The organism is Paenibacillus apiarius (genome assembly GCF_017052585.1).
Taxonomy (GTDB): domain Bacteria; phylum Bacillota; class Bacilli; order Paenibacillales; family Paenibacillaceae; genus Paenibacillus_B; species Paenibacillus_B apiarius.
In genome coordinates this window covers 5,745,452-5,766,408 of sequence record NZ_JAFFHZ010000001.1, presented here as the reverse complement: position 1 = coordinate 5,766,408, position 20,957 = coordinate 5,745,452, and the positions used below count along the sequence as shown (strand labels likewise).

Annotated in this window: 19 protein-coding genes, 2 tRNA genes and 5 pseudogenes; 8 read left to right on the top strand and 18 right to left on the bottom strand. The window is 45.7% G+C overall.

All coding sequences use genetic code 11. The features are described from left to right. The first annotated feature begins 5 nt into the window (after nucleotides 1-5). The 3 genes and pseudogenes from tnpC to JSQ80_RS25500 all read left to right on the top strand — a co-directional run bounded on the left by tnpC (nucleotide 6) and on the right by JSQ80_RS25500 (nucleotide 1,734). A pseudogene (gene tnpC, locus JSQ80_RS25510) lies at nucleotides 6-1,485 on the top strand (IS66 family transposase). A gap of 83 nt (nucleotides 1,486-1,568) precedes the next feature. After that, a tRNA-His gene (locus JSQ80_RS25505) sits at nucleotides 1,569-1,644 on the top strand. Between the two features lie 8 nt (nucleotides 1,645-1,652). Continuing rightward, nucleotides 1,653-1,734: transfer RNA gene (locus tag JSQ80_RS25500), tRNA-Leu, on the top strand. A 129-nt stretch (nucleotides 1,735-1,863) separates the two neighbouring features. Here JSQ80_RS25500 and JSQ80_RS25495 read toward each other — a convergent pair. From JSQ80_RS25495 to JSQ80_RS25475, 5 genes are all read right to left on the bottom strand, one after another. Further along, nucleotides 1,864-2,952 (bottom strand): hypothetical protein, encoded by a 1,089-nt coding sequence (locus tag JSQ80_RS25495; RefSeq protein WP_206097296.1) that lies wholly within the window; start codon nucleotides 2,950-2,952, stop codon nucleotides 1,864-1,866. Nucleotides 2,953-3,208: 256 nt separating this feature from the next. Beyond that, entirely contained in the window at nucleotides 3,209-3,601 is a 393-nt protein-coding gene (locus JSQ80_RS25490; RefSeq protein ID WP_206097294.1) for a type 2 periplasmic-binding domain-containing protein, read from the bottom strand. Between the two features lie 349 nt (nucleotides 3,602-3,950). After that, the gene (locus JSQ80_RS25485; RefSeq protein ID WP_336245822.1) at nucleotides 3,951-5,126 is read right to left on the bottom strand and encodes a DUF1963 domain-containing protein; all 1,176 of its coding nucleotides are present in this window, start codon (nucleotides 5,124-5,126) and stop codon (nucleotides 3,951-3,953) included. 424 nt (nucleotides 5,127-5,550) lie between these two features. Continuing rightward, on the bottom strand, nucleotides 5,551-6,225 hold the full coding sequence (locus JSQ80_RS25480) for a hypothetical protein (RefSeq protein ID WP_206097292.1): 675 nt from the start codon (nucleotides 6,223-6,225) through the stop codon (nucleotides 5,551-5,553). 291 nt (nucleotides 6,226-6,516) lie between these two features. Then, nucleotides 6,517-6,945: a hypothetical protein gene (locus tag JSQ80_RS25475; protein WP_206097290.1), complete on the bottom strand. Its 429-nt coding sequence runs from the start codon at nucleotides 6,943-6,945 to the stop codon at nucleotides 6,517-6,519. 418 nt (nucleotides 6,946-7,363) lie between these two features. Here JSQ80_RS25475 and JSQ80_RS25470 point away from each other — a divergent pair, with 418 nt between their 5' ends. Next, on the top strand, nucleotides 7,364-7,537 hold the full coding sequence (locus JSQ80_RS25470; RefSeq protein ID WP_206097289.1) for a hypothetical protein: 174 nt from the start codon (nucleotides 7,364-7,366) through the stop codon (nucleotides 7,535-7,537). A 78-nt stretch (nucleotides 7,538-7,615) separates the two neighbouring features. Here the strand turns inward: JSQ80_RS25470 and JSQ80_RS25465 are convergent, their stop codons facing one another. Together JSQ80_RS25465 and JSQ80_RS25460 are read right to left on the bottom strand one after the other, a co-directional pair. Further along, nucleotides 7,616-8,254, bottom strand: a complete 639-nt coding sequence (locus JSQ80_RS25465) for an O-methyltransferase (protein WP_206097287.1) — start codon at nucleotides 8,252-8,254, stop codon at nucleotides 7,616-7,618. Further along, nucleotides 8,241-8,624 (bottom strand): hypothetical protein, encoded by a 384-nt coding sequence (locus JSQ80_RS25460; RefSeq protein WP_206097285.1) that lies wholly within the window; start codon nucleotides 8,622-8,624, stop codon nucleotides 8,241-8,243. The genes JSQ80_RS25465 and JSQ80_RS25460 overlap by 14 nt, the downstream gene beginning before the upstream one ends. 185 nt (nucleotides 8,625-8,809) lie before the next feature. On the opposite strand from JSQ80_RS25460, the gene JSQ80_RS29305 reads away from it, so the two are divergent. Beyond that, nucleotides 8,810-8,926: an ATP-binding cassette domain-containing protein gene (locus tag JSQ80_RS29305; protein ID WP_206097283.1), complete on the top strand. Its 117-nt coding sequence runs from the start codon at nucleotides 8,810-8,812 to the stop codon at nucleotides 8,924-8,926. Between the two features lie 390 nt (nucleotides 8,927-9,316). Here JSQ80_RS29305 and fabG read toward each other — a convergent pair whose 3' ends face one another. The 3 genes and pseudogenes from fabG to JSQ80_RS30105 all read right to left on the bottom strand — a co-directional run. Continuing rightward, nucleotides 9,317-10,096: a 3-oxoacyl-ACP reductase FabG gene (fabG, locus tag JSQ80_RS25450; RefSeq protein WP_206097278.1), complete on the bottom strand. Its 780-nt coding sequence runs from the start codon at nucleotides 10,094-10,096 to the stop codon at nucleotides 9,317-9,319. Nucleotides 10,097-10,336: 240 nt separating this feature from the next. Beyond that, entirely contained in the window at nucleotides 10,337-10,561 is a 225-nt protein-coding gene (locus JSQ80_RS25445) for an ABC-2 transporter permease (RefSeq protein WP_240463810.1), read from the bottom strand. Beyond that, nucleotides 10,554-10,765 (bottom strand): annotated as a pseudogene (locus JSQ80_RS30105) (sodium ABC transporter ATP-binding protein); the annotation flags it as partial. The gene JSQ80_RS25445 and the pseudogene JSQ80_RS30105, both read right to left, overlap by 8 nt. A 3-nt stretch (nucleotides 10,766-10,768) precedes the next feature. Between JSQ80_RS30105 and JSQ80_RS29300 the strand changes: the two are divergent. Continuing rightward, a pseudogene (locus JSQ80_RS29300) lies at nucleotides 10,769-10,905 on the top strand (arsenate reductase/protein-tyrosine-phosphatase family protein); the annotation flags it as partial. Nucleotides 10,906-11,124: 219 nt separating this feature from the next. On the opposite strand, the gene JSQ80_RS25440 reads toward JSQ80_RS29300, so the two are convergent. The 5 genes and pseudogenes from JSQ80_RS25440 to JSQ80_RS25420 form a co-directional block, all read right to left on the bottom strand. Continuing rightward, nucleotides 11,125-11,997, bottom strand: a complete 873-nt coding sequence (locus JSQ80_RS25440; protein WP_206097277.1) for a CPBP family intramembrane glutamic endopeptidase — start codon at nucleotides 11,995-11,997, stop codon at nucleotides 11,125-11,127. Between the two features lie 36 nt (nucleotides 11,998-12,033). Then, the gene (locus JSQ80_RS25435; RefSeq protein ID WP_206097276.1) at nucleotides 12,034-12,324 is read right to left on the bottom strand and encodes a YfzA family protein; all 291 of its coding nucleotides are present in this window, start codon (nucleotides 12,322-12,324) and stop codon (nucleotides 12,034-12,036) included. A gap of 51 nt (nucleotides 12,325-12,375) precedes the next feature. Further along, a pseudogene (locus JSQ80_RS25430) lies at nucleotides 12,376-12,956 on the bottom strand (ABC-2 transporter permease). Between the two features lie 499 nt (nucleotides 12,957-13,455). Beyond that, on the bottom strand, nucleotides 13,456-15,297 hold the full coding sequence (locus JSQ80_RS25425) for a serine hydrolase (protein WP_206097275.1): 1,842 nt from the start codon (nucleotides 15,295-15,297) through the stop codon (nucleotides 13,456-13,458). A gap of 369 nt (nucleotides 15,298-15,666) precedes the next feature. Next, on the bottom strand, nucleotides 15,667-16,743 hold the full coding sequence (locus tag JSQ80_RS25420; protein WP_336245821.1) for an MFS transporter: 1,077 nt from the start codon (nucleotides 16,741-16,743) through the stop codon (nucleotides 15,667-15,669). Between JSQ80_RS25420 and JSQ80_RS25415 the strand changes: the two genes are divergently transcribed. After that, nucleotides 16,678-17,001, top strand: coding sequence for a TetR-like C-terminal domain-containing protein (locus JSQ80_RS25415; RefSeq protein ID WP_206097750.1), 324 nt, complete (start codon nucleotides 16,678-16,680; stop codon nucleotides 16,999-17,001). The genes JSQ80_RS25420 and JSQ80_RS25415 overlap by 66 nt on opposite strands. Before the next feature lie 86 nt (nucleotides 17,002-17,087). Here JSQ80_RS25415 and JSQ80_RS25410 read toward each other — a convergent pair whose 3' ends face one another. After that, the gene (locus JSQ80_RS25410) at nucleotides 17,088-18,215 is read right to left on the bottom strand and encodes an NAD(P)/FAD-dependent oxidoreductase (RefSeq protein ID WP_206097272.1); all 1,128 of its coding nucleotides are present in this window, start codon (nucleotides 18,213-18,215) and stop codon (nucleotides 17,088-17,090) included. 240 nt (nucleotides 18,216-18,455) lie between these two features. Here JSQ80_RS25410 and JSQ80_RS25405 point away from each other — a divergent pair. Then, a pseudogene (locus JSQ80_RS25405) lies at nucleotides 18,456-18,814 on the top strand (helix-turn-helix domain-containing protein); the annotation flags it as partial. A 153-nt stretch (nucleotides 18,815-18,967) separates the two neighbouring features. Here JSQ80_RS25405 and JSQ80_RS25400 read toward each other — a convergent pair. Both JSQ80_RS25400 and JSQ80_RS25395 read right to left on the bottom strand, forming a co-directional pair. Then, on the bottom strand, nucleotides 18,968-20,188 hold the full coding sequence (locus JSQ80_RS25400) for an IS256 family transposase (RefSeq protein ID WP_206097271.1): 1,221 nt from the start codon (nucleotides 20,186-20,188) through the stop codon (nucleotides 18,968-18,970). Between the two features lie 119 nt (nucleotides 20,189-20,307). Then, complete coding sequence (locus JSQ80_RS25395; protein WP_206097270.1) at nucleotides 20,308-20,955, bottom strand: GNAT family N-acetyltransferase; 648 nt, start codon at nucleotides 20,953-20,955, stop codon at nucleotides 20,308-20,310. Nucleotides 20,956-20,957: the final 2 nt, after the last annotated feature.

Genomic DNA, 20,957 nt, shown 5'->3' with positions numbered 1-20,957 from the left:
CCCTCCTGACGAATCTCTCTTTCATGAAAAAAGAATCGGAATCCCTCACCCTGGAACAACTCCAGCAGCAAAATGCCAAGCTGGAACAACTTAAATACCGAACTGTCGGCCAAACTCAAATGGTACGAGGAACAGTTCCGGCTTGCACAGCAGAAACGCTTCGGGGCTTCCAGCGAGAAGACGCATCCGGATCAATTGGAACTGAATCTGTTTAATGAGGCTGAAGTGCTGGCAGTGCCTAACGCAGAGCCCGGAGAAGGAACAGATTACTTACGAGCGCCGCAAATCGAGTGGCAAAGGTGAAGCAGATCTCTCCAAACTGCCGCTGGAAACGGTGACGTATACCCTTGCCGAAGGCGAGCAAATCTGCGCCTGCTGCGGTGGATCGCTGCACGAGATGACCACGCAGACCCGTCGCGAGATAGCGGTGGTGCCGCCTCAGGTCAAGGTGGTGCAGCATGTGCGGCAGGTGTATGCCTGCCGGCACTGTGAGCGCCATGAACTACATACGCCGATTGTAACGGCTCCAATGCCTCGGCCCGTCTATCCGGGCAGCCTGGCCTCGCCATCGGCGATGGCGCATGTGATGTGCCAAAAATACGTGAGCAGCTAGCCGCTCTACCGACAGGAACAGGAATGGACCCGTTTAGGTTATCCCTTGTCCCGGCAAACGATGGCGAACTGGATGATCTACGGTGCGGAGCGCTGGCTGCTGCCCGTTGTGGTGGAAATGAAGCGCCATCTGCTGAAGCAGGATGTGCTGCATGCGGACGAGACCACGCTGCAGGTGTTAAAGGAACCGGGAAAAGCGGCGCAGTCGGATTCGTACATGTGGCTATACCGCACGGGGCGAGGTGCACCCTCCGTGGTGTTGTACGACTACCAGCGCACGAGAGGCGGGGAGCATCCGCGGGACTTTTTGGCGGGGTTCAAGGCAAAGAGGTGACACTGGCGGGCTGCTGGGCGCATGCGCGGCGCAAGGCCTTGCCTGGTGCAACCAACTGTTTGCCATCGAACGGGAACTCAAAGAAGCGACGACCGAGGAGCGGCTCGCCGCACGCGAGGAACAAAGCCGCGGTGCTGGATGCCTACTATGCCTGGCTGCGCCAGCAGAAATCCCGGACGATGCCCAAGAACTTGCTGGGTCAAGCGATTGGCTACAGCCTGAACCAGTGGGACAAGCTGACGGCGTTTATGAAGGACGGTCGGCTAGAGCTGGACAACAATCGGGGGGAACGTTCAATCAAGCCGTTTGTGATCGGACGCAAAAACTGGCTCTTTGCCCATACTCCGCGCGGAGCCAAGGCCAGCGCAGCGATCTACAGTGTGATTGAGACGGCCAAGGAAAATGGGCTGCATCCGTTTCGGTATCTCACGCACTTGTTCGAGCAGTTGCCGCAGCTTGCCAATCTGCAAGAGCCACAGGCGTTAGAGTCTTTTATGCCGTGGTCGCCGCAGTTGCCGGACTTCTGCCGCATGAACTAATCTACATTGATCATACACTGGCCCTAATCTGATCGCTAGGTGGGCCTATTTGACGTTCACGATTCTGTTGAGCAATCAATATGGCGGTCGTGGCGAAGTGGTTAACGCATCGGATTGTGGCTCCGACATTCGTGGGTTCGATTCCCATCGTTCGCCCCATATCATTTGCCGATGTGGTGGAATTGGCAGACACGCCGCACTCAAAATGCGGTGCCGAGAGGCTTGCCGGTTCGGATCCGGTCATCGGTATACGACTAAAAAGAGTTATCAAAATTGCGTTAAGCGATTCGATAACTCTTTTTTATCTGATTGGACTTGAGCTGTCATTTTCTTTGTTCCCAAATCTATCTTCCCGTTAAAGGGGGAATTGGTAGAAGTTTATTGGGCTTCAACTTCCATATCTGCTACATAACCTTTGAACGTAGGAGCAGCAGCTTTCCCGGCGCGTATGTATACAACCTTTTTATTAGCATCCAGCGCTGCTCTCACATTCGTGCCATTTTTGCTGGTGAAATAATAATCCTTTGCGTGTCCATCCCATTTCACGCTATGTCCATTCATGTCGATATTAAATAATGTCTTCGCTAACGGGGCAACCGCTTCTTTCGCCTCTTTTTCTGAAATCCCCTTATTATCTCGTACTCTTATTCCAAGCTCATTGTACATGCCTTTTATTTTTCCTGTATTGGGATCTGCATAAACCGTAACTTTGCCGTCATGAAATACCCACGCTGCATCTGCTTTATTTTTCCCCTGACCCGTTATTGGGAATACATCAACTACAAGCTGAGCACTTGTCATTTCAAATTTATGTTGAAACGCCGTCTTAGCAGCATCTATAACTGTTGGCAGCAATTTCGGATCAAGCTCTTTCTTATCAAAATCAATACGGAGATAATGAATTATCATATGACCATCATCATCAAAATCGATTGAGGAAGTGGAGAAATCTTTTCCTTTCAATTCGTACCTTTTCTCCTTACTTATTTTTTCATTACGAGAGAATAAGCTACTCACCCCAACTTCTTGTTCAAAGGCGTACGTCTTCTTTGCATACTTTGCATACTTCGCATCTATTACTTTCAACCACTTTAAGACTTCTTCTTGATCCTGCTTGCTGATTTGGTCGATCGTGGCGGTTTGGCCGCCTACCACCAAGATCATTCCAATATCATAGAAAAATTGTACAAAATATTTTCCATCTACCGATCGAACTTCTGCCAGACGAGCCAAATCCTTATTATTAAAGTCAAGCTTGCCCACCTTCTGCAATTCAACATCTTTTCCGGCAAATAATTTTACCGCTTGGTTCAGCTTTCCAGTAAACTTCGGATCGACTTGAATCGTCCAGCGATCCGATTGTTTCTGTTCATGCGCCGCCTGGGCCCCCGCAGGAATCGGGCCTGCCAATGTAGTCAGCATGCTGGATACGACCAGTGTTGCGACGATTGCTTTTTTCAAATTCATGATAAATCCTCCTAATTGTTTTATATTTGAACCCTCTTTTTATACTACCATTGAATACCTAATACTCAACTTAACACTCAATGAATAAGATTTAAGAATAAAATCAGAATCAAAATGCGAACAACCCATGCAGTAATGCCAGATGGGAACTGATATTGGTTGTTACATCGCCCTTCTCTGTCCGGACACAAAAAGAGTTATCGAATTGCACCATGCAATTCGATAACTCTTTTTATTTCATTATAATTATGAATATTTACTTAATTTTCTTCCCCCGCTCTGCATTTAATTTCTCCTGCAATTCCTTTTGCATGGAAGCGAGTACTTCCTCCACTGACTTCTTGTCCCTCACGATCTCCTTCACCGCATTGATCATTGCATTGCTGCTTTCCTCTTTCATATTCTCTGACAACTTTGCTCTGTACACAGTACTAAACGACCAACCCGCATTCATTGCTGGCTTTAACATCTTAAACGGCTCCGCACCCCATTCCCCAACCTTGTTGATATCTGCATTACGGATAGGGAGTGACGCGACAGAAACGAAGCTCTGTGCATTCATCTTGGCCATCTCAGAGCTAATCATGTAGTCGAGAACCTTCCAATCGAGCTCCTTATGATCCGAGAACGGATTATCATCAGACTTCACTGATAATGTCTCCTGAGCTGATGTATATAGAGCCTGAATCCGTGAAAGTAGTTCTTTGAAAACAATAGATATAAGAAGGATAACGCTCAAATGGTGCAGAAAAGTATGGGAATGTATCTAAATATAAACTTCACCTTTGAGGTGCGAATATGAAAATCCAATTTATTCGTTCTAAGGAACTTATTCTAACTTCACACGCTGGTCTAGCGACTGTTGGTGCTTTACTCAATCATACTCAACTGAACAAACGCCTGAATCGAACAAAAATAAAAGACATAAAGTTTCCCTTCCACTCTCATGCTGAGTAAGCGTCAATCCAATCCCACCTGTGCATAGCAAGTCAAATCCGTCATAATGATGCACAGCAAGGACAAAGCGGATAATCGGCATCCTGCACCCAGCTTGGGTGACCCCCGATCTGTGAATCCTGCTGAGTCAAGGCCCACTCTGCAGCATAATACGGAGAGTGCGGCTTGGATGACAGCGTCAATCTGGGCACGGTCTCGACACTGATGTCCTCGTAATCCGAACTAGGCAAATAATCGGGTTTATGGTTAAATTGGCTCCAGGCAGGCACGCCTTGATGGTCAAGTTCCATGTATATCGTGCTGTAGCTTCCGCAGCGCTCGCAGGTCAGCACTTGCAGGCGTTCCATCGGCAGATTAAGATACGCCAAGGATGGATGAGAAGTGTCCGCTTCCATCAGGACAGTCAGCTTCCCCTCGCACCATGGGCAATTGGAGTCGTTCGTTTTCAGGAAATGGGCAGCGGACGCTTCTACTGCACCATTTTGCTGTTCACCTGTTGGCCTAATCGCATAGCTTAAGTCATGGATCAATTTACGTTTTTCCCCGTTCGATGTAAGCTCCCAGCCCCCCTCTAGGGCATATACTTCAGGGCCTACGAACAACTGTCCCGCCCACTTCGGTGGATGCAACCGCCATTCCCGAAACTGGCCCACAACCACAGAATCACCAATCCAGCTCAATATCAGCAGGAGATGATTGCGGTTATCATCGTCCCATTCCACCTGCTGCAGCAGGCGGTCCCGAATGTCGGGTGACGCATCCTTGAATAGGATGGAGGAATGGTACATGCCGCGTTCTATAAGCTCAGGCAGGGCTTCTGCGATATTGTCGTTCCAGTAACACACTAGCGACAATAAGATATGGTCGGCTTCGCTCTCATCGCCCGCAGCGAGCAGCTCCAACGCATACTTCAGCATTCTTCCCGCCTCTTCAGCCGTTAAGGAGACGTATACCTGCTCTCTGCTTAACGGGTAAGGAACATACTGAATCAGCGGGTCATACTTCCTTGGTGCATGCATGACCTTCAGAATGTCCACCGGATCCGTCAAGCCTTCGTACAAATTCACCGTTCTGCGGTGCTGCTCAATATACGCTTGCCGTTTTTGCCGTTCCTGCTCCTGATGGCAGGGCATGCAGGTCCCGCCTGTTTTGGCCGCCGTGGTCGGCAGGATCGTCGCGCTGCAGCCTTCCGTCTTGCATGGAATACGTTCCGTCACAGCTATTCCCCCTATATGTTGTACGTTTTATAGATTCATTTTGGAAATTTCCCTTTAAGATAGGACTCCCATAGGTTATTGATAAATTCATGATCAAGCTTGCTTTCGAACGCCTTGGAAATGAGACCAAAGTCGTCAGACGTATAACCCGCCAGCTCTGGATTTTGCGTTATCCGAAACGTTTGCTTGAATGCAAATTCCCTAATATCTCTGATCAACTTACTTTCAGAGGAGTCTATATCATTTAAAGTTTCGTAGCTAGAATTCCATGCCGTGTCAAATGCAGCTGAGTCCCTAGCTTCTAATTCTTCGTCCCAGTCCACTTCTTTATGGAAGACATTTTCAAAGAAGCTGTCAGTACGGATGATAGATAAGATCTCATTCGCTGTTATTAAAGTAACCTCGCCTCTTTCAACTCTATTAGTCAGGAGCCGATATACAGCTTACGCTCTGAGAAGATCGCCGAATACCCGAGCCTATACAGCTCGAAATACGGTGCAAGCGGGTCGCCCTTAAATCCGTAGCGGTGCCACTGCAAATAATAAGAGATCCAATAATCGCAGGCGATCGAGTAATAGGCCTCATCCAGCATCTCAATCGGTTCATCGTAATCCTTGTGCTCACTCACAACTTCGAACAGCGCCTCATAAACATCGGGATCGTATGATTGCCGGATGGTGTCTATCTTCCCATGCGGAAGGAGTTGAACTTCTTCGATTCCGGACAGGTATGCCGCCGCTTCCGTTGCACCATCCCATTCAGCAAACTCGTCCAGCAATTCCTTCAGCCCTTTAATAAGCTGTTCGCCATGCCCTTTCAGCACATCTTGAGGCACTTCATCAGCTTTGCCGTTGAAATAGCCTGGCACCGTTTCTCCGCCAAAATCCTCTGGATCCAGCATTTCATAGATCCGTTTAACCCGCTGCAAATAGGCGTCTCCATCTTTAAGCGGCTCAAAGGTAGCCTCCACCCCTTCTCCGCTAGGCATATACATTTGAAAATATCCATATAGCGCATCTTCTTCAATGACTTCTTCATTGGACTCTACTTCTTCATCCATAAGATGGAGTAAATATCTTGCGTACGACTGCTTATCCATATGTACCCTCTCCTTGTCGCATTGGAGTTGTTTTATGTGTCTATTATTCTACGTCAACGGGATTAATGGTACAATTGATGCTTTTTATCCCGTTAATAGCAGCATAAATTTCCACTATTATAATTTAGTCCAAAAAAGGCCTTATGGTTAGCATAAGGCCTTTTTTGGACCACTATTTGCAGATTTACGAGATTCCACCGGATTTATCGAGTTCATCGGAATCACTGGAGTCACCCGATTCATCCAGCTTCGTTCCCTAAAGTTGACCCTATTGGCCCACGGGGTTTACCTTTACCTCGATGCGTAGTTTATGATGACAGCTTCACGCGAAGCCTCGTCATAGGCGATCAACAGCTCGTCTCCGACCTCTACCCCGTACAACGGCTCAATAGACTGGTGAATATGGTAGCTGCTTCCGCCTCTTTCCACCGTAATCTGCCCCAGTGGACGTTCTCCGAGCGTACCCGCGTAACGGATGGAGGTCACGACGGCAGCTCCCTGCTTTCCTTTTTGCAATCGGAGCTCCTTCTCGTAATCGTCTTTTCGCATGACAACCGGAATAACTATACCGGCTTTCTCGGGAAGTCCTTTCGGGGCAAAGAGACTGTTCGACTTGCGCAACCGCTCCGGTTGATTGGACAGAATCGTTTCCATAGTTGTAGATTCTGGCCATTCCTTGAGCCAGCGCGAGGTTTGGCTTCTCCCCAATTCGGTATTCAAACCCGGAGGGCTCCAACACAGGTACGGCAAAATCCCGGCCGCCCGCTGTAAAGTGAAGCTGTAATACCCGGCTGCGGTTTATGTGTCCACGTTCTTCGTTCCGACTCAAGACCGCAGCCTTGATGATCTCCATCCCCGCCTGCTCAGGCAGGTTCTCTTCCTTGACAAAAACCGCGCTTTTCTTTTTCCGGTTATAGCTGAATCCTTCATGATGCTTCGCCGTCAGTGCGGCAAATTTCATGTCTGCAGATGTAGCGGCCTGCGCCCATTGCGCGAAAATCCATCCGAACAGGGTTCCAGTCTTTCGGTTCAAATATGAATCTGCGAGGTTTATCATGGTTTTCATGTCCATAACGGGATGAGAAAGAGCAGCCCACAAGCTCGATCCTATTTTCTTGGCGAAAAGGTGGCTTCCTACTTGGGTAACCGCTTGGAGCCGCCCTTCGACTCTGGACAGATGGAGCGCGAATTGCACTATCATTTCGATTATTTGGCGCGATGTTTGAAGCAGCCCGCTGCAATACAGACATGCCATACGTCGTTCACGCCCGGAGAGTACCGGAAGCAATATCAGGTATTTCGCGTGGATTAAGCACAACAAGCGCCGGCATTTTTGTCAGCGCTCCCTCATTCAATCAGGTAAGGAGATGAAGACCACCCGATGTCTTGTTTATTTCTTTACTTTTGAAATGGTCATCCCGTCACCGATTGGAATAAGCAGGGATTCTAATTGAGGATGAGTGGCCACAGTTTCATTGAATTTCTTCATTAGTTCAGTATAACGTTTAGGTTTCGCTTCCTGGTCTGCTACACTGCCGCCCGCAAGTACGTTATCTGTAACGATTAAAGCACCCGCTTCCGCCAGTCTAATGCAATATCTCAGGTAATTTTCATAATTCTCTTTATCGGCATCAATGAAGAAAAAATCAAATCGCTTATTGTCCCTGGCTAATTTGTCAAGGCTCTGCATGGCTTCCCCGGTAATATAGGTTACTTGATCGCCAAAACCAGCTTTAGATAGATTGCTATCTGCCAGCTTTGCGTATCTCTCCTCTAACTCAAGGGAAGTCAATTTTCCTTCTTTACCGAATCCTCTGGCAAGGCAAATCCCGCTATAACCTCCCAGGGCCCCTATTTCCAGAACGTTTTTGGCCCCGGAGATGGATACAAGCATCGTTAGAAGTTTTCCAGAGGAGGAAGATACCGATATGGAAGGCATCCCCTTTTCTTTTATGGACGTAATGACTTCTTCCAAAAGAGCATCTTGGTTATGAAATACGGAATCGATATAACTATTAATTTGCTTCATCGGATTCATTTCCTTTTTCACCATTATCTATAGAGTCTGTATTCTCCGATACAGAAGTCTCCATGTGTTGATTTTTATGCATCTCCATTTCTTCACTTTCGTGAATTTCAAATAACTCAATAAATTCGTTGATTACCATATCGATCGCTTTTAATTCCCCGACTAAAATTTGATGAATCGATTGAAACTCGGGTTGATCTAACTGTTGCTTAATGGTTGAACGCTTAAGATTCATCATCTCTAAAAAAGCAAGTGCCCTCCCTCGACGGAAAGTTTTTGGTCCATGTTGATGTGAACCGCCTCTTCCCTTGTGCCGCTCGCCACGATGATGCCCCTCTTTCTTAAAGTCGTTAAATTTTTCATTTCTCATTATAAGATCCCTCCATTTGTATACAATTATATACACTTAATTGTGATGTTGATTGTATACAATTGTATACAAATTGTCAAGATATGTCCTGGTTTTTTGGCCTCAGTCTTTATTGCTGCCTTCCATTTTCTTTTGGGAAATCAAATGTTTGCTCAAGGAAACAATTTGTTGTTAAGTAAACTTAAGTGGATTATACTGGTTCGAACGGTGCCGGCAAGAGCTCGACGATCCATGCCGTCACAGGGTTACTGGACTTCGATCAGGGACACATCGTATTCGTGGACGGCAAAACGATCGATTAATGGTCGGCCAATATTGGCCTTGTACCGCAGGAGCTGGCCATCTATCTCGATTTGTCGGCACAGGAGAATGTCGAGTTTTTCTGCTCCCTGTAGCGTTCTTCATTGCGGCGTGGAAGACGAAGCAGCGCCGCGCCAGTACCGTCTATTGAGCATGAACCATCGAAGAACCTCCAGCATCGCGATAAATCGTGACGTTGGAGGTTCTACGTTTGTGTGGCAGTATGAAGGCTTTTTCTATTCTATTTCCGCTGCCTGATCGCGGCTTCAGCCCTTATCAATTTGAGCTCTTCTCTTCTAAAACGGATATGTCCAGATATACATATGATATGATGATTACATTGAGCTCGGCCAGCAGAGGTTCATGATGAAATGTTTCGTATGGTAATCGAATCAGGTTTGCCCCATCGCTTCCAGACTTTCTGGAATAATCTGACCGCCATCAACGATGATGGTTTGGCCCGTAATATAACCTGCTTCCTTCGAAGCCAAAAAGAGAGCGGCGTAAGCGATATCTTCGACGCTTCCGAGCCGCTTGAGCGGGATGGATGCCGTCATCGCCTGCAGATAATGGTCTCCAAGGCCTTCCAAGCCTTCCGTCATAATGTTGCCGGGCATGACGGCGTTAATTGTAATGTTGTAACGCGCGAGTTCGAGCGCCGCACTGCGCATGAATCCAAGCTGAGCGGCTTTGCTTGCGCCGTAGTGCGACCATCCGGCATAGCCGGTGGCCGGCCCCGTAATAGAAGAGGTAACAATGATCCGGCCGTATTCCGCTTTCTTCAGAAAGGGCAGGCAGGCTTGAAGGGAAAACAGCGTCCCGCGTGCATTCGTGTTCATCACATGATCCCAATGCTCGCCGGTCATCTCCTCAATCGGCGCATTCGGAAAAATACCGGCATTGGCGCACAGCACGTCGATCCCCCCGAAAGTACCGGCCGTCTCGCTCGCAACGCACTTCATCGACTCCAAATCGGCGACATTGCCTTGGAAGGCATGAGCAACGCCTCCGTTCTCCCGGATTTCCACCGCGGTTTCCTCCGCTTTCGTCAGGCTGTGTGCGACGACTGCGACTTTCGCCCCCTGTGCGGCGAAGGTTCTTGCAATTCCTTTGCCAATTCCTTTGCTGGCTCCGGTCACGACGACCGTCTTATCCTTCAGTGGCGTCAGCATGTAGTAACACTCCTATCCTCTGTAAATACGAGCTACATATTTTCCATTACTTGGATTCATTATCATCGTACTACAAATCCAAATGTGGAGGCAACTTGCTGAACCCCTCTGAATAGGTAGAACTTCCCCGCTCTCATTGCTCCAAAATGCAGCACACATTAAAACATCTTCTTTCTCAGCCTTTTTTCATCTAGCGAAGGAACTACATTGTACCACTGATTTGACTTAAAATAAGGATAGTTATTTGCGCTTAACAGGAAGCGTAACCAGAAAATTATGGTTATGGTTTTTGATCTCTATCATCGTACCGAGACTAAGTGTGGCGAAAGCTGTATAGATACCTACAAGGTGAATAGACGATTGAAGCTTGGGTATAAAAACGGTACTGAATACAGCGAGATACAAGATACTCGTCCATAGTAAGGTTTTTAAAGCGATGAAGTCTTTACGAAGCAAGTTAAGCATGAATGCGTCCTCCCTTGGCGGTGAAATAGATGATGTCTTCTAAGGTTGGTTTGTCCAAAACAGCATAATTCCTAAACACCGTTAGGCCTCCTGCCTATTATCTACTAAGCCCTCAAAACCAACAGCTGTCTCACGAATCCCGACAAATTTATTTCGAATATCTGAATCAAGCAGTTGTAAGTCGCCCTTCACGATTGCGTATCTCTAAGCGCAGGTTCTGAAGCCCATGGGTTAAATCCAAGAGCCTTCAAGTGATGAAAGAAGCTGGCGTAGATATCAGCAATCATACTCGGGATGTCATTGATCCAGAGATATTAAACCGTGCTGATTATATTGTAACGCTCAACGCGTATTGTTATGTTTGTGAAAGAAGGTCAATGAATATTCTATACGTAGGGGTCCTACCAACAAAACGCGAAAGACATACACTAAGCAGATTTTCACCTAAAAAAGTCGATTCCCAGTACGATAAGGAATCGACTTTTATAAATTTGTTTTATGCACAATCGCGCCTGATTGTTGAACAATGATTCAATTCATTTATAAAAGCGAATCGGTTCGAATTATGTGCTTTTCCGTATAAAACGCTTCGTACCTAGTATAACGAGTGATGCAATGATGCCCCCAACAATAATCATACTGGCAGAGATTAACCAGGCGAGTCCAGGCCCTGATTCGTGGTAGGTTATAATTGGCGGTGCGCCATATTGATGCGGCCAGATGACAAACCTCATGATTTCCAAGTAGGCGAGGTGAAAACCAATCGATGCCCAGAGACTCCCGGTCCATAGACGAAGCAACTGCAAACATATTCCAAAACATAGGATTAATATAATATAAAAGATGTCAATGGATACTCCGGGAGCAAGTCCAACGAGCGCTTGAATCTGGGCAACTGCTACAGTGACAGATACAAAGATTAAAGTTTGAATCAATACGGATAACCAAGTGGCGAATCGATGACGCAAGACATCATACAGCATACCTCGCAATCCGATCTCCTCTGGCAAAGCTTCATAAAAAAAAGCAAATAACATATTGATGAGCAGCGTAAAAAACCACTGATCAGGGGTATGCCATTTTTCAATGACGATCCACCCTTGAAAACCGGCTATAATGAAACCCAATGAAACCAGTGCAATGGCCATGAGAACCCCAGTAATAAAGTGATATAGCCTTTTCCAGGAATATACCGGCGTCTTGGGTCTAACACCAGTCATCCGATAGACATGCGGATATAAATACAAAATGATAGGAACAACCAGCCCACTCATCACAAGACCCTTAACCAAATATTGAGCATGCTTTGATGAGCCGAACAACTGTACCGTAACATCACCAGAAGATGAAGCTAGAAACAGAGCAGTAACTAATGTTGACCATCCGGCGAGCAATAAACGTATCCATTTCATATTTTGATTTTCTCTCAAGTGCATTACATCGCAGTCCTTTCATTAATAACATGAGTAGATTCATTTTCTTGAAAAGATGTCCTTTATAGCACCTATTAGTGCAGACGGGAGTAAAGTAACGGCAAAAAACGCGGTAAATACATTAAATTCCGGTATATTGTATGGAGTGAACCATTCTGTAAATAGCGTCGAATGAACAATTTCACCAATCAATGTTCCTGGTTTGAATTCTCTGTACTGTGACCACGAATTCATATCACAGACGATAAAAAAGATCTGTAAAAGAAGTAATCCCCCAAGGGTCATCATCCAGCCTTTTATTCGAATAGGACGACCTTTTTGAGTATGCATCCTTTCCTATCTCCCCTTTTCGTATATTTTTTGATCATGCAACAGTGACTCTTATAAGTCCTTTCTAGTAAACAGAGCTGCAGTTAAGAAGTAGGAAGCAATGAATAACAGCGAGATACCGATCAGGATAATAAATAACGTTTGGTTACTGCTAAAGCCTTTATGCCTACTGGAACCAGTATGTCCATGACCGAATAGTCTGGCTTGTTAAGCTCTGGGACTGCTAGTTTAACGATCGAGTGAATCCCGTAAGAAGCAAGGATTCCAAAAAGTGTATAAATGATGGCTGATATGTATTTGGGTTGAACAAGTTGTTTACGGCTAATCGGCAGCGTAACCAGAAAATTATGGTTATGGTTTTTGATATCTATCATCGTTTCCGCAAGCAGATCGAGCATTTCCCTTCTAAACACAGGATCAAGTCTAGAGGTCGGCTCATCCATGAATAGGAGCTCAGCGCTCTCCTTCTTGGGGACAACTCGAATTGTTCAAGATAGCTGTTAAATTTGGTGCTTTTACGCCATTCGAACTAATAAGACCTGTAATGTAGCCTTGTTTCACGTCCAAAGATATATTATCGACTGTAATTCCGGGTATACTTTGGTTAGATTGCGAAATTCAATTGCATTCATGGTGTCTCTTCCTCCTCGAACACTTGCAATTCCTTAGCTTTTTAATGGAGAGGAGGCTGTCCCCTGCACGTAATTCACCACTCAGGATGCTCCGTCTATTCCGGTTCATTATCTGAATGTAAATCGGGTCGCTCGATGCGTTGGATGTTATAATTTTTATGTTCCATCACCTCACTTCTGTAAATCAAGTGACTACCGTATATATACAATATATACACTTTGCATTTGCGCGTCAATATATTGTTTGTGTCGTTGTTCTCCTATTTTAAAAAACAAAAAAGCACCAGCATCTCTACAGAGGTACTGGTACTTCCCGTTTAGGGTCTAAATAAATCTGTTGAGGGTAACTTTGTGTCATTGAACAATAACAGGTAAAGGATAGGCAAATTACATTCCTCTCTTACACCCTTCTTGAAAAGCACACGTATATCTTCTATACGATGAACCAATATTAGTTCACCGTACAGTTTTCTTGCTAGTTGATTTATAAATTGGAGCTTTAAAACAAATCAAACGAAGGCCAATCTCTAATGCGCCCGACAATCGTCCACATCAGGTTGTCAAGATCAGTTCGCATTATCTGTAATTGAGCATCGTTACGTGAATTGACCAATACGGCCCAGCAATATCCGTTATTTGTTCGAACAGCAATTGAAGCAGTGCCTGGTATATCACCGTCATGCCAGTAATTACCTGAAGGGTGGATGTTCCATCCCTTAGCATAGTTAGCAGGGCTGCCATCGGCCCTACTTGCGATCGTTGGTGTGTACATCGTTGCGAGAGAACCGCTAGATAAAATATCCGGCTTAGTAGGGAAGCGATCTACCCGAACGAGGAAACGGGCCAGATCAGTTGCAGACGCGATCCATCCTCCGTGCGCATCCATGCGAGACACTCTGATTGCATACGGATTCCAGCCGCTCTGTGTATAGTACACAGCTTCGTTGGATCGGCGGTCTGCGAGAGTATCGCCAGCAATGTGCATATCCGAAATCCCGCAGGGAGCGAGAACGTGCTGTCGGACGTAATCAGCATAGGAAGCACCCGAAACTCGTTCAATGACTCGTCCGAGCACACAATAACCGAAGTTGAGATAATCGAATGTCTGACCTGGCACAAAAGTTAACGGTGAGTTATCTAGCATCCATGTAATTAGCTCGTGTTGATTTAAATTGAAATGGCCGAACATTGGATCTTGCGACCGCGCCCACCCGCTAGTGTGTTCCAGAAGATGCTGCACGGTAATTTGATTAATATTCGCGCTATACGGCTGTGTTCCGTAAGTGGTACCGAGGATGGCATTTGTGCCAAACACTCTGTCCCCCAGATTTAACAACCCAGCTTCAATTAATTTGAATACTGCTGCTGAAGTAATCGGTTTCGAAACACTGGCAATTCTAAATAGGGTGCTAGTCGTGACCGGTTCATTCGTAGCTTGGTTGGCGAGGCCATATCCTTGAGCAAAGACGAGTCGTCCAAATTGAGTGAGAGCTAGGGAGGCTCCTGGAACCATATGATTGTTCATAAAGGTTGTTACAGTCTGGCGGATAAATGACTGATCGTCGTCAGACAAATATGGCTTGTGCCATATCGCTGCGTACCGTGCTTCTCCATGCAAGGGGTATCCGTTAACTTTAACCAAACGGAACCCTCGGGCCAACATGGAATGAAACTCCGTCTGATAATCGGCAGCAGATAATCCGTGGCGTGACCACCAAGTGAGGCTGGGACCTTTGATCCAAATTGCTGCATAAAAGTTTTGCCCAGCAACCTCATAGCCACTTACGCGCCATAGTAAAAATCCCTGACTACTCCAGTGCGTGAACTCTGACTGGTACTCGGCAGCATTCAGGCCATGGCCAGCGGTCCAATTCGGAATTTGAGATTTATCCCAAATGGCTGCAAATCGTGGCTGCCCGGCAACCGTATACCCGCACACATCAACTGGCCGAAATCCTTGCGACGCCAGGGAGTCAAATTCGGCTTGATATTGAGCTGGGGTCATTCCATGGCGAGCGCGCCACTCGGGGCCGTTTATTTTATGCCAGAGTGATGCATAGCGATCGGTACCAGCTACTTCATAGCCGCTAACGCATATCGGACGGTATCCTTGGGAAGTAAGGGTCGCAAATAACGTTTGATGTTCCGCCGAGGATAGTCCGTGCCGCGCTTGCCACTCATAACCTGGAGACTTCTCCCAAATAGCGGCATAACGATCGACCCCACCCACACTGTAACCGTTAATGTCGATGAGTCGATAGCCCTGAGAGAGTAGGGAATTAAATTCCGCTTGATACTGCGCGGACGAAAGTCCGTGACGCGCCTGCCATGCATATGCCATAGTATCGCTCCTTGCATCATGATTTAGTTAAATCGAAAATAGAATACAGTGTAATGTAGTGGATAGAGTGGATAGCGGGGAATAGACTTCAATAAATAAACATATTGTCTCTGTTTGGATAGTATGCGCGGAACATAAAAAAGGGTTTCGGGACTGCGAAGCCCTTTTTGCGAGTACCTACGAATACAAAGTCAATGTATACAGATGATAATAGCTAATCAGCTATAAATTAAAATGCTTTCTTATTACCGCCAATAACAATGTGTCATGTTTCCCATTCTCAACAATCGTCCCATTTTACAGAACCAACATCGGAATCGACGAGCCTTATGCGTTTGCCCTGTTAGGATCCTGCGCTTGAGACAACTCTTACGCAGAGTTTGATTTGCGCTTGGGCAAGAATAAAGTCAGAACGAATGCGATGATGCCCACAGTGAAAATATACATAAACGTATCGCTCGTGCCTAGGATGGATGACTCCTTCGCAAGGTGGGCTTGTGAGCATGACGCCCCAGATTGACTCAAATCAGCTGCATGATGGCTGGCACTCATCGTCATCACCGTCACGACAAGCGCGGTGCCGATGGCGCCGGCCACTTGCCGAACCGTATTCGTAACAGCCGAGCCATGATTTGTGATTCCCCATACCGCTAAAATGACAAATACAAGCCCCGTTAACATAAGCACTTTAGCACCGGGCTTATCGAATAAACGTCCGGTAATCGGTGACATTATCGCCATTAACAGCGCACCGGGCAGCAGCAGCAATCCGGATTCAAGCGGCGTGTATCCCCTGCTTGTTTGCAGGTATAACGGAAGTAAAATCAAGTCAGCATACATGATAATCGTAACCAACGTATTAATGATCGCCGTCATTGCATAAGTTCTATTGCCAAACACGCGCCCGCCAATCAAACAAGACAAGACGACGGTATTCCCCCATCCACTGCTGCTTGCGTTGCTAAAGCCGAATAGGATGCCTACAAACCCAAAGATGGAGTATACAATTCCGAGAATATCCGCTTTGGGCTTAGATGTCTCGGATACGTTCGTTAAATACCTTGCAGATAATTGGATAACGATAGCGAGCAGCGGTATCATGCCTATAAACAACCAGCGCCAGGATACATGTTCGATCACGATTCCGGCCAAAGACGGAGCGATCGCCGGAGCGAATGCAATCGTAAGACCGATCATCCCCATTGCGGATCCCCGTTTGTTCACGGGAAATAATTCGTAAATTACGGACATTAGTAATGGCATCATAATACCGGCCCCTGCAGCCTGCACCAATCGTCCGGTTAATAACAGCGTAAAGCCCGGTGAACTAGCTGCGACAATGCTTCCCACCAACAGTAAGAGCATCGAACTGATGAAAAGCTGCCTGGTAGTAAATCGATTCATGAAGTAGGCAGTTACCGGGATCTCACTTCGTTTCTTGAACACTTTTACCAGAATGCCGGGTTATACACGGTGATGCTCAAGAATCAAGCGTTCTATGAACGGATATTCGGCATGCTGCTGGATATCATCACGATATGGGGAGAGGAAAGAAAATCAAAGGGGCGGCCATTTCATGTGTTGAATGAGGTCATAGCCTCATCAACATTGGGGATTGTAACCTGGTGGTTAAAAGAAAAAACGCCATACAGCCCTCATTACATGGCAAAGCAAATTTCGCTGCTCGTTAATGGTGAAAAATGATCATGACCGAAGAGCGGCAAAAACGCCGCTATGCTCCCAAGTTAGGAAGTTAGCGGCGAATCTGTTCAAAAGATGAACCTATTTGATCAGCTTTCATCCATTGCTTTTTGAATATCATAATCATTTAGATCGATGTCCAGTTCCATTTCGAGTGCCAATTTTGCCAGTTGGCTGCCGAGATAGGGTCCTACCGTCAATCCGGATGATCCCAGTCCATTTGCCGTTATAAGACCATCCCAGCCAGGGAGAGCGCCGATCACTGGAATAAAACCGGGTGTAAACGGACGGAAACCGACTCTGATCTCCTGTAACGTGCTGTTTGCTAATTTTGGTGCCAAGGTTAGCCCTTTATTCAGAATTTCCTGTATTCCGCCTGCTGTTACTCTCGTATCGTAGCCTTCGATCTCATTTTCATGAGTTGCCCCTATCACGATCTTTTGATGACCAAAAGTGAGCATATATTGATCAGAAGGCGGCACAATTAAAGGCCAGGTGCCAATGTCATGTTGATCAGGAACCTGTAAATGCATAATTTGTGCTTTTTGATAGCTTACCTTAAAGTGAAGGCCTAAAGGCTGAAGGAGTGGATTTGCCCACGCCCCTGCACAAACAACCACGAGTTCAGACGAGAAGCTTTTTACGCCGACAGCTACTCCGGTTACACGGTTCGACTCATATTGAAGCGCGGCATCCCCATGGATCAAGACAGCCCCGTTTCTTTGTGCTGATCGGAGCAACGCATCACGCAGCGCACGACCATCTACCCGAGCGGCACCGCTGATATGAACGGAATGATAACCTTCTGCTAGCAGAGGAAACCGCTCATGGGTTTCCGTTTCATTAAGCTGGGTAATCTCACCGATTTCCGGTGCATCCGCTTTTCGTACGTGTGCTCGCTCCTCCATCTTTCTGATTTTCTCCAAATCATTATGAATACATAGAGCCCCGACTTGAGCATAGCCTGTTTCTGCTTCACCCTCGCTTTTGAGTTCATGAATTAACCCAGGATAAAAGTGTGCGCCGGCCTTTGCTAACTGGTACCAGGCTTGGTTGCGTCGCTGTGATAGCCAAGGGCAGATAATGCCGGCAGCGGCATCCGTAGCCTGTCCTTGATCTTTGCGGTCTACAATAAGGACATCTGCCCCCATTTTGGCTAACTGGTATGCTGTCGATGCCCCAAGAATTCCTGCTCCGACTACGATGACTTTCTTCATGATTACATTCCTTTCCTAACTCTCTGTATCCATTATAGCGAACCTGCATGAAAGCATAACATGAACAATTTAATTCAATTAATTTCTGTTAAAGCAATTATCAAATCATCGTTTATCTAAAAACTAGACTACGACACAATTTTGGCTGCCTATGCTTGACAAAATGCATGTGTCATAAGATGGTATAGAGAGCAATGTTATCATACAATTTAGTTATAAAAAACAAAGGAGGTCATACATATGGCATTTAGTGAAAAACTTTTAAAATTAAGAAAAAAAAGGCCTTTCTCAAGAAGCTTTGGCTTAAAAATTAAACACCACAAGGCAAGCTGTTAGTAAATAGGAAGCATGAACGTAAAACATCTAAATATGTTGCTTTAGGATTTAGCCTGCTTATATTAGCCACTGTACCATACTTAATTTTTAAACAGGATCCAGCAATTTATACATTCCTTATCCTTATCATTGCTCTGCTCGGAATGGGAACTATTGTGACGGCGTTATCGATAGAAGAAGATAATCGATATAAAATACTGAAGAAAGAGGCTCTACTATTTGACCAAAACTATCTTAAAGAGTTATCAGCGAGGTATGAAATTACAGCCGGGATAATACATTCCTTAATATAACTATCATCTAGAGAGTGGCTCAAAAAAGAAGAAATTCTTGCCGTGCCCCTATTCCAGGGTCTGTCAAGAAATATGTGTAAACTCATTTATAAGAAACTCCCCTTCGGAGGGGGGATTAACTCCTTAGCGTAAATGTTGACCGACCCGATCTGGAAAGAATACAGAGAACTGGAGCAGCATTTGCCCCCAATTCTGTACACGCCCCGTCCATTTGCGAACAACATCCATCGTCGAGAGATAGAGCATTTTGAGCAAAGCTTCGTCCGACGGAAAAATACTCTTGCCCTTTGTTACTTTGCGCAGCTGACGATGATAGCTTTCGATCATATTCGTGGTATAGATAAGCTTTCGAATTTCCGGAGGATACTTGAAGAAGGTTGCTAACTCCGCCCAATTGTTACGCCAGGAACGAACGATGAGTGGATACTTTGTTCCCCAGATTTCTTCGAAGCGATCGAGCTCAACAAGAGCAGCTTCTTCCGTTGTGGCCTTGTAGATCGGTTTAAGATCCGCCGTTACCTTCTTGAGGTCTTTATAGGAAACGTAGCGCGTGGAATTACGGATTTGGTGGATGATGCACTTCTGAATTTCGGTCTGTGGATAGCAAGCCGTGATGGCCTGAGAGAAGCCGGTCAGGTTGTCCACACAGGTGATCAGAATGTCTTGTACACCACGATTCTTCAACTCATTGAGCACGCTGAGCCAAAACTTGGCGGACTCATTCTCGCCGATCCACATGCCCAGCACGTCCTTGTTACCGTCAAGATCGATGCCGATGACCATGTACGCAGCCTTGTTGACAATAGCGCCATCTTGCTTCACCTTAAAGTGAATGGCATCAAGAAAGACAACGGCATACACGCTCTGAAGCGGCCGATTCTGCCACTCCTTAATGAGTGGCATGATTTTGTTAGTCACGTTGGAAATGAGCGTCGGTGAGACGTCGATTCCGTACAGGTTGTTTAGGTGGTCTTGGATATCTCGCGTACTTACTCCTTTGGCGTAGAGCGCAATAATCTGTTCTTCAATCCCCGTCACGTTGGATTGGTGCTTCTTGACAACGAGCGGATCGAAATCGCTATGACGATCGCGTGGAACGATGATTTCCTGCTCACCGTATTCGCTCGTGATGGTTTTACGGCTTTTGCCATTCCGGCTATTTGTCGTTGCCTTATTCTTGGTCTGATGCTTTTCGTATCCCAGATGCGTGTCCATCTCAGCCTCCAGCATTTCCTGGATCGTTTCGGCAAAGAGGTCTTTCAGGGCATTTTGCGCATCCTGAGCGGTGACCAGATTATTCTCTTTGATAAATGCTCGCAGTTGCTCTTTCGTCCACAGTCCCATGTGTTCTCCACAACCTTTCTTCTACTTCCATTTTAGTAGGTTTTGGAGTTTACACAATCTATTTTACAGACTCCTATTCCAGGGGATCTTCGTGATATCATAGCCTTTACTTGTTATTTTTATTGAATATCTATATAATATATCATCCCATTTGGTTGTTTTTTATCACTTTCGCTCAAACTTCCATGGAAAAATCGTTTGTACAGTTTGAATCCGTATATTTCATAAAAATGATAAGAACATCCAAGATCTGTCCATAAGAACGCACTACGAAGTTCATTGTATTTACAAAATTCTAAATAGCGGTCCATCAATTTTTTTCCATACCCCATGCCGCGAAGTTCCGGACTAACCATAAATAAGTTAATTTCGCTGTCAAATTGTATATCAGTCGTTTCTCCTAAAGTATCTATTTCATTGTGCTTATTTCTTATTCTCCAGGCTGTTCTACGATTTCCAAAGCCTCCGCATGATAGATAATACATCATTCTCAAATTGTTTTTTAATCCTTTGATTCTATATTTCATTTGGCTAAAGAAACTTGCATTTTCTATACTACCAAATAGTATTCCTTTTACGTTATCATGTTCATCCACAATCAAGTCAAGGTGCTCCGAATACATTTCGCAAGATAATACATACGATTGATATATGATTTCTGGATTTTTGGGTTGATTAAACTCTTTCTCAAATGGCCATGTACTACGTATTAAATTTGCGCAACTCTCTAAATATTTTTTATTATATTTTTTAAATTTCAATTCCATTG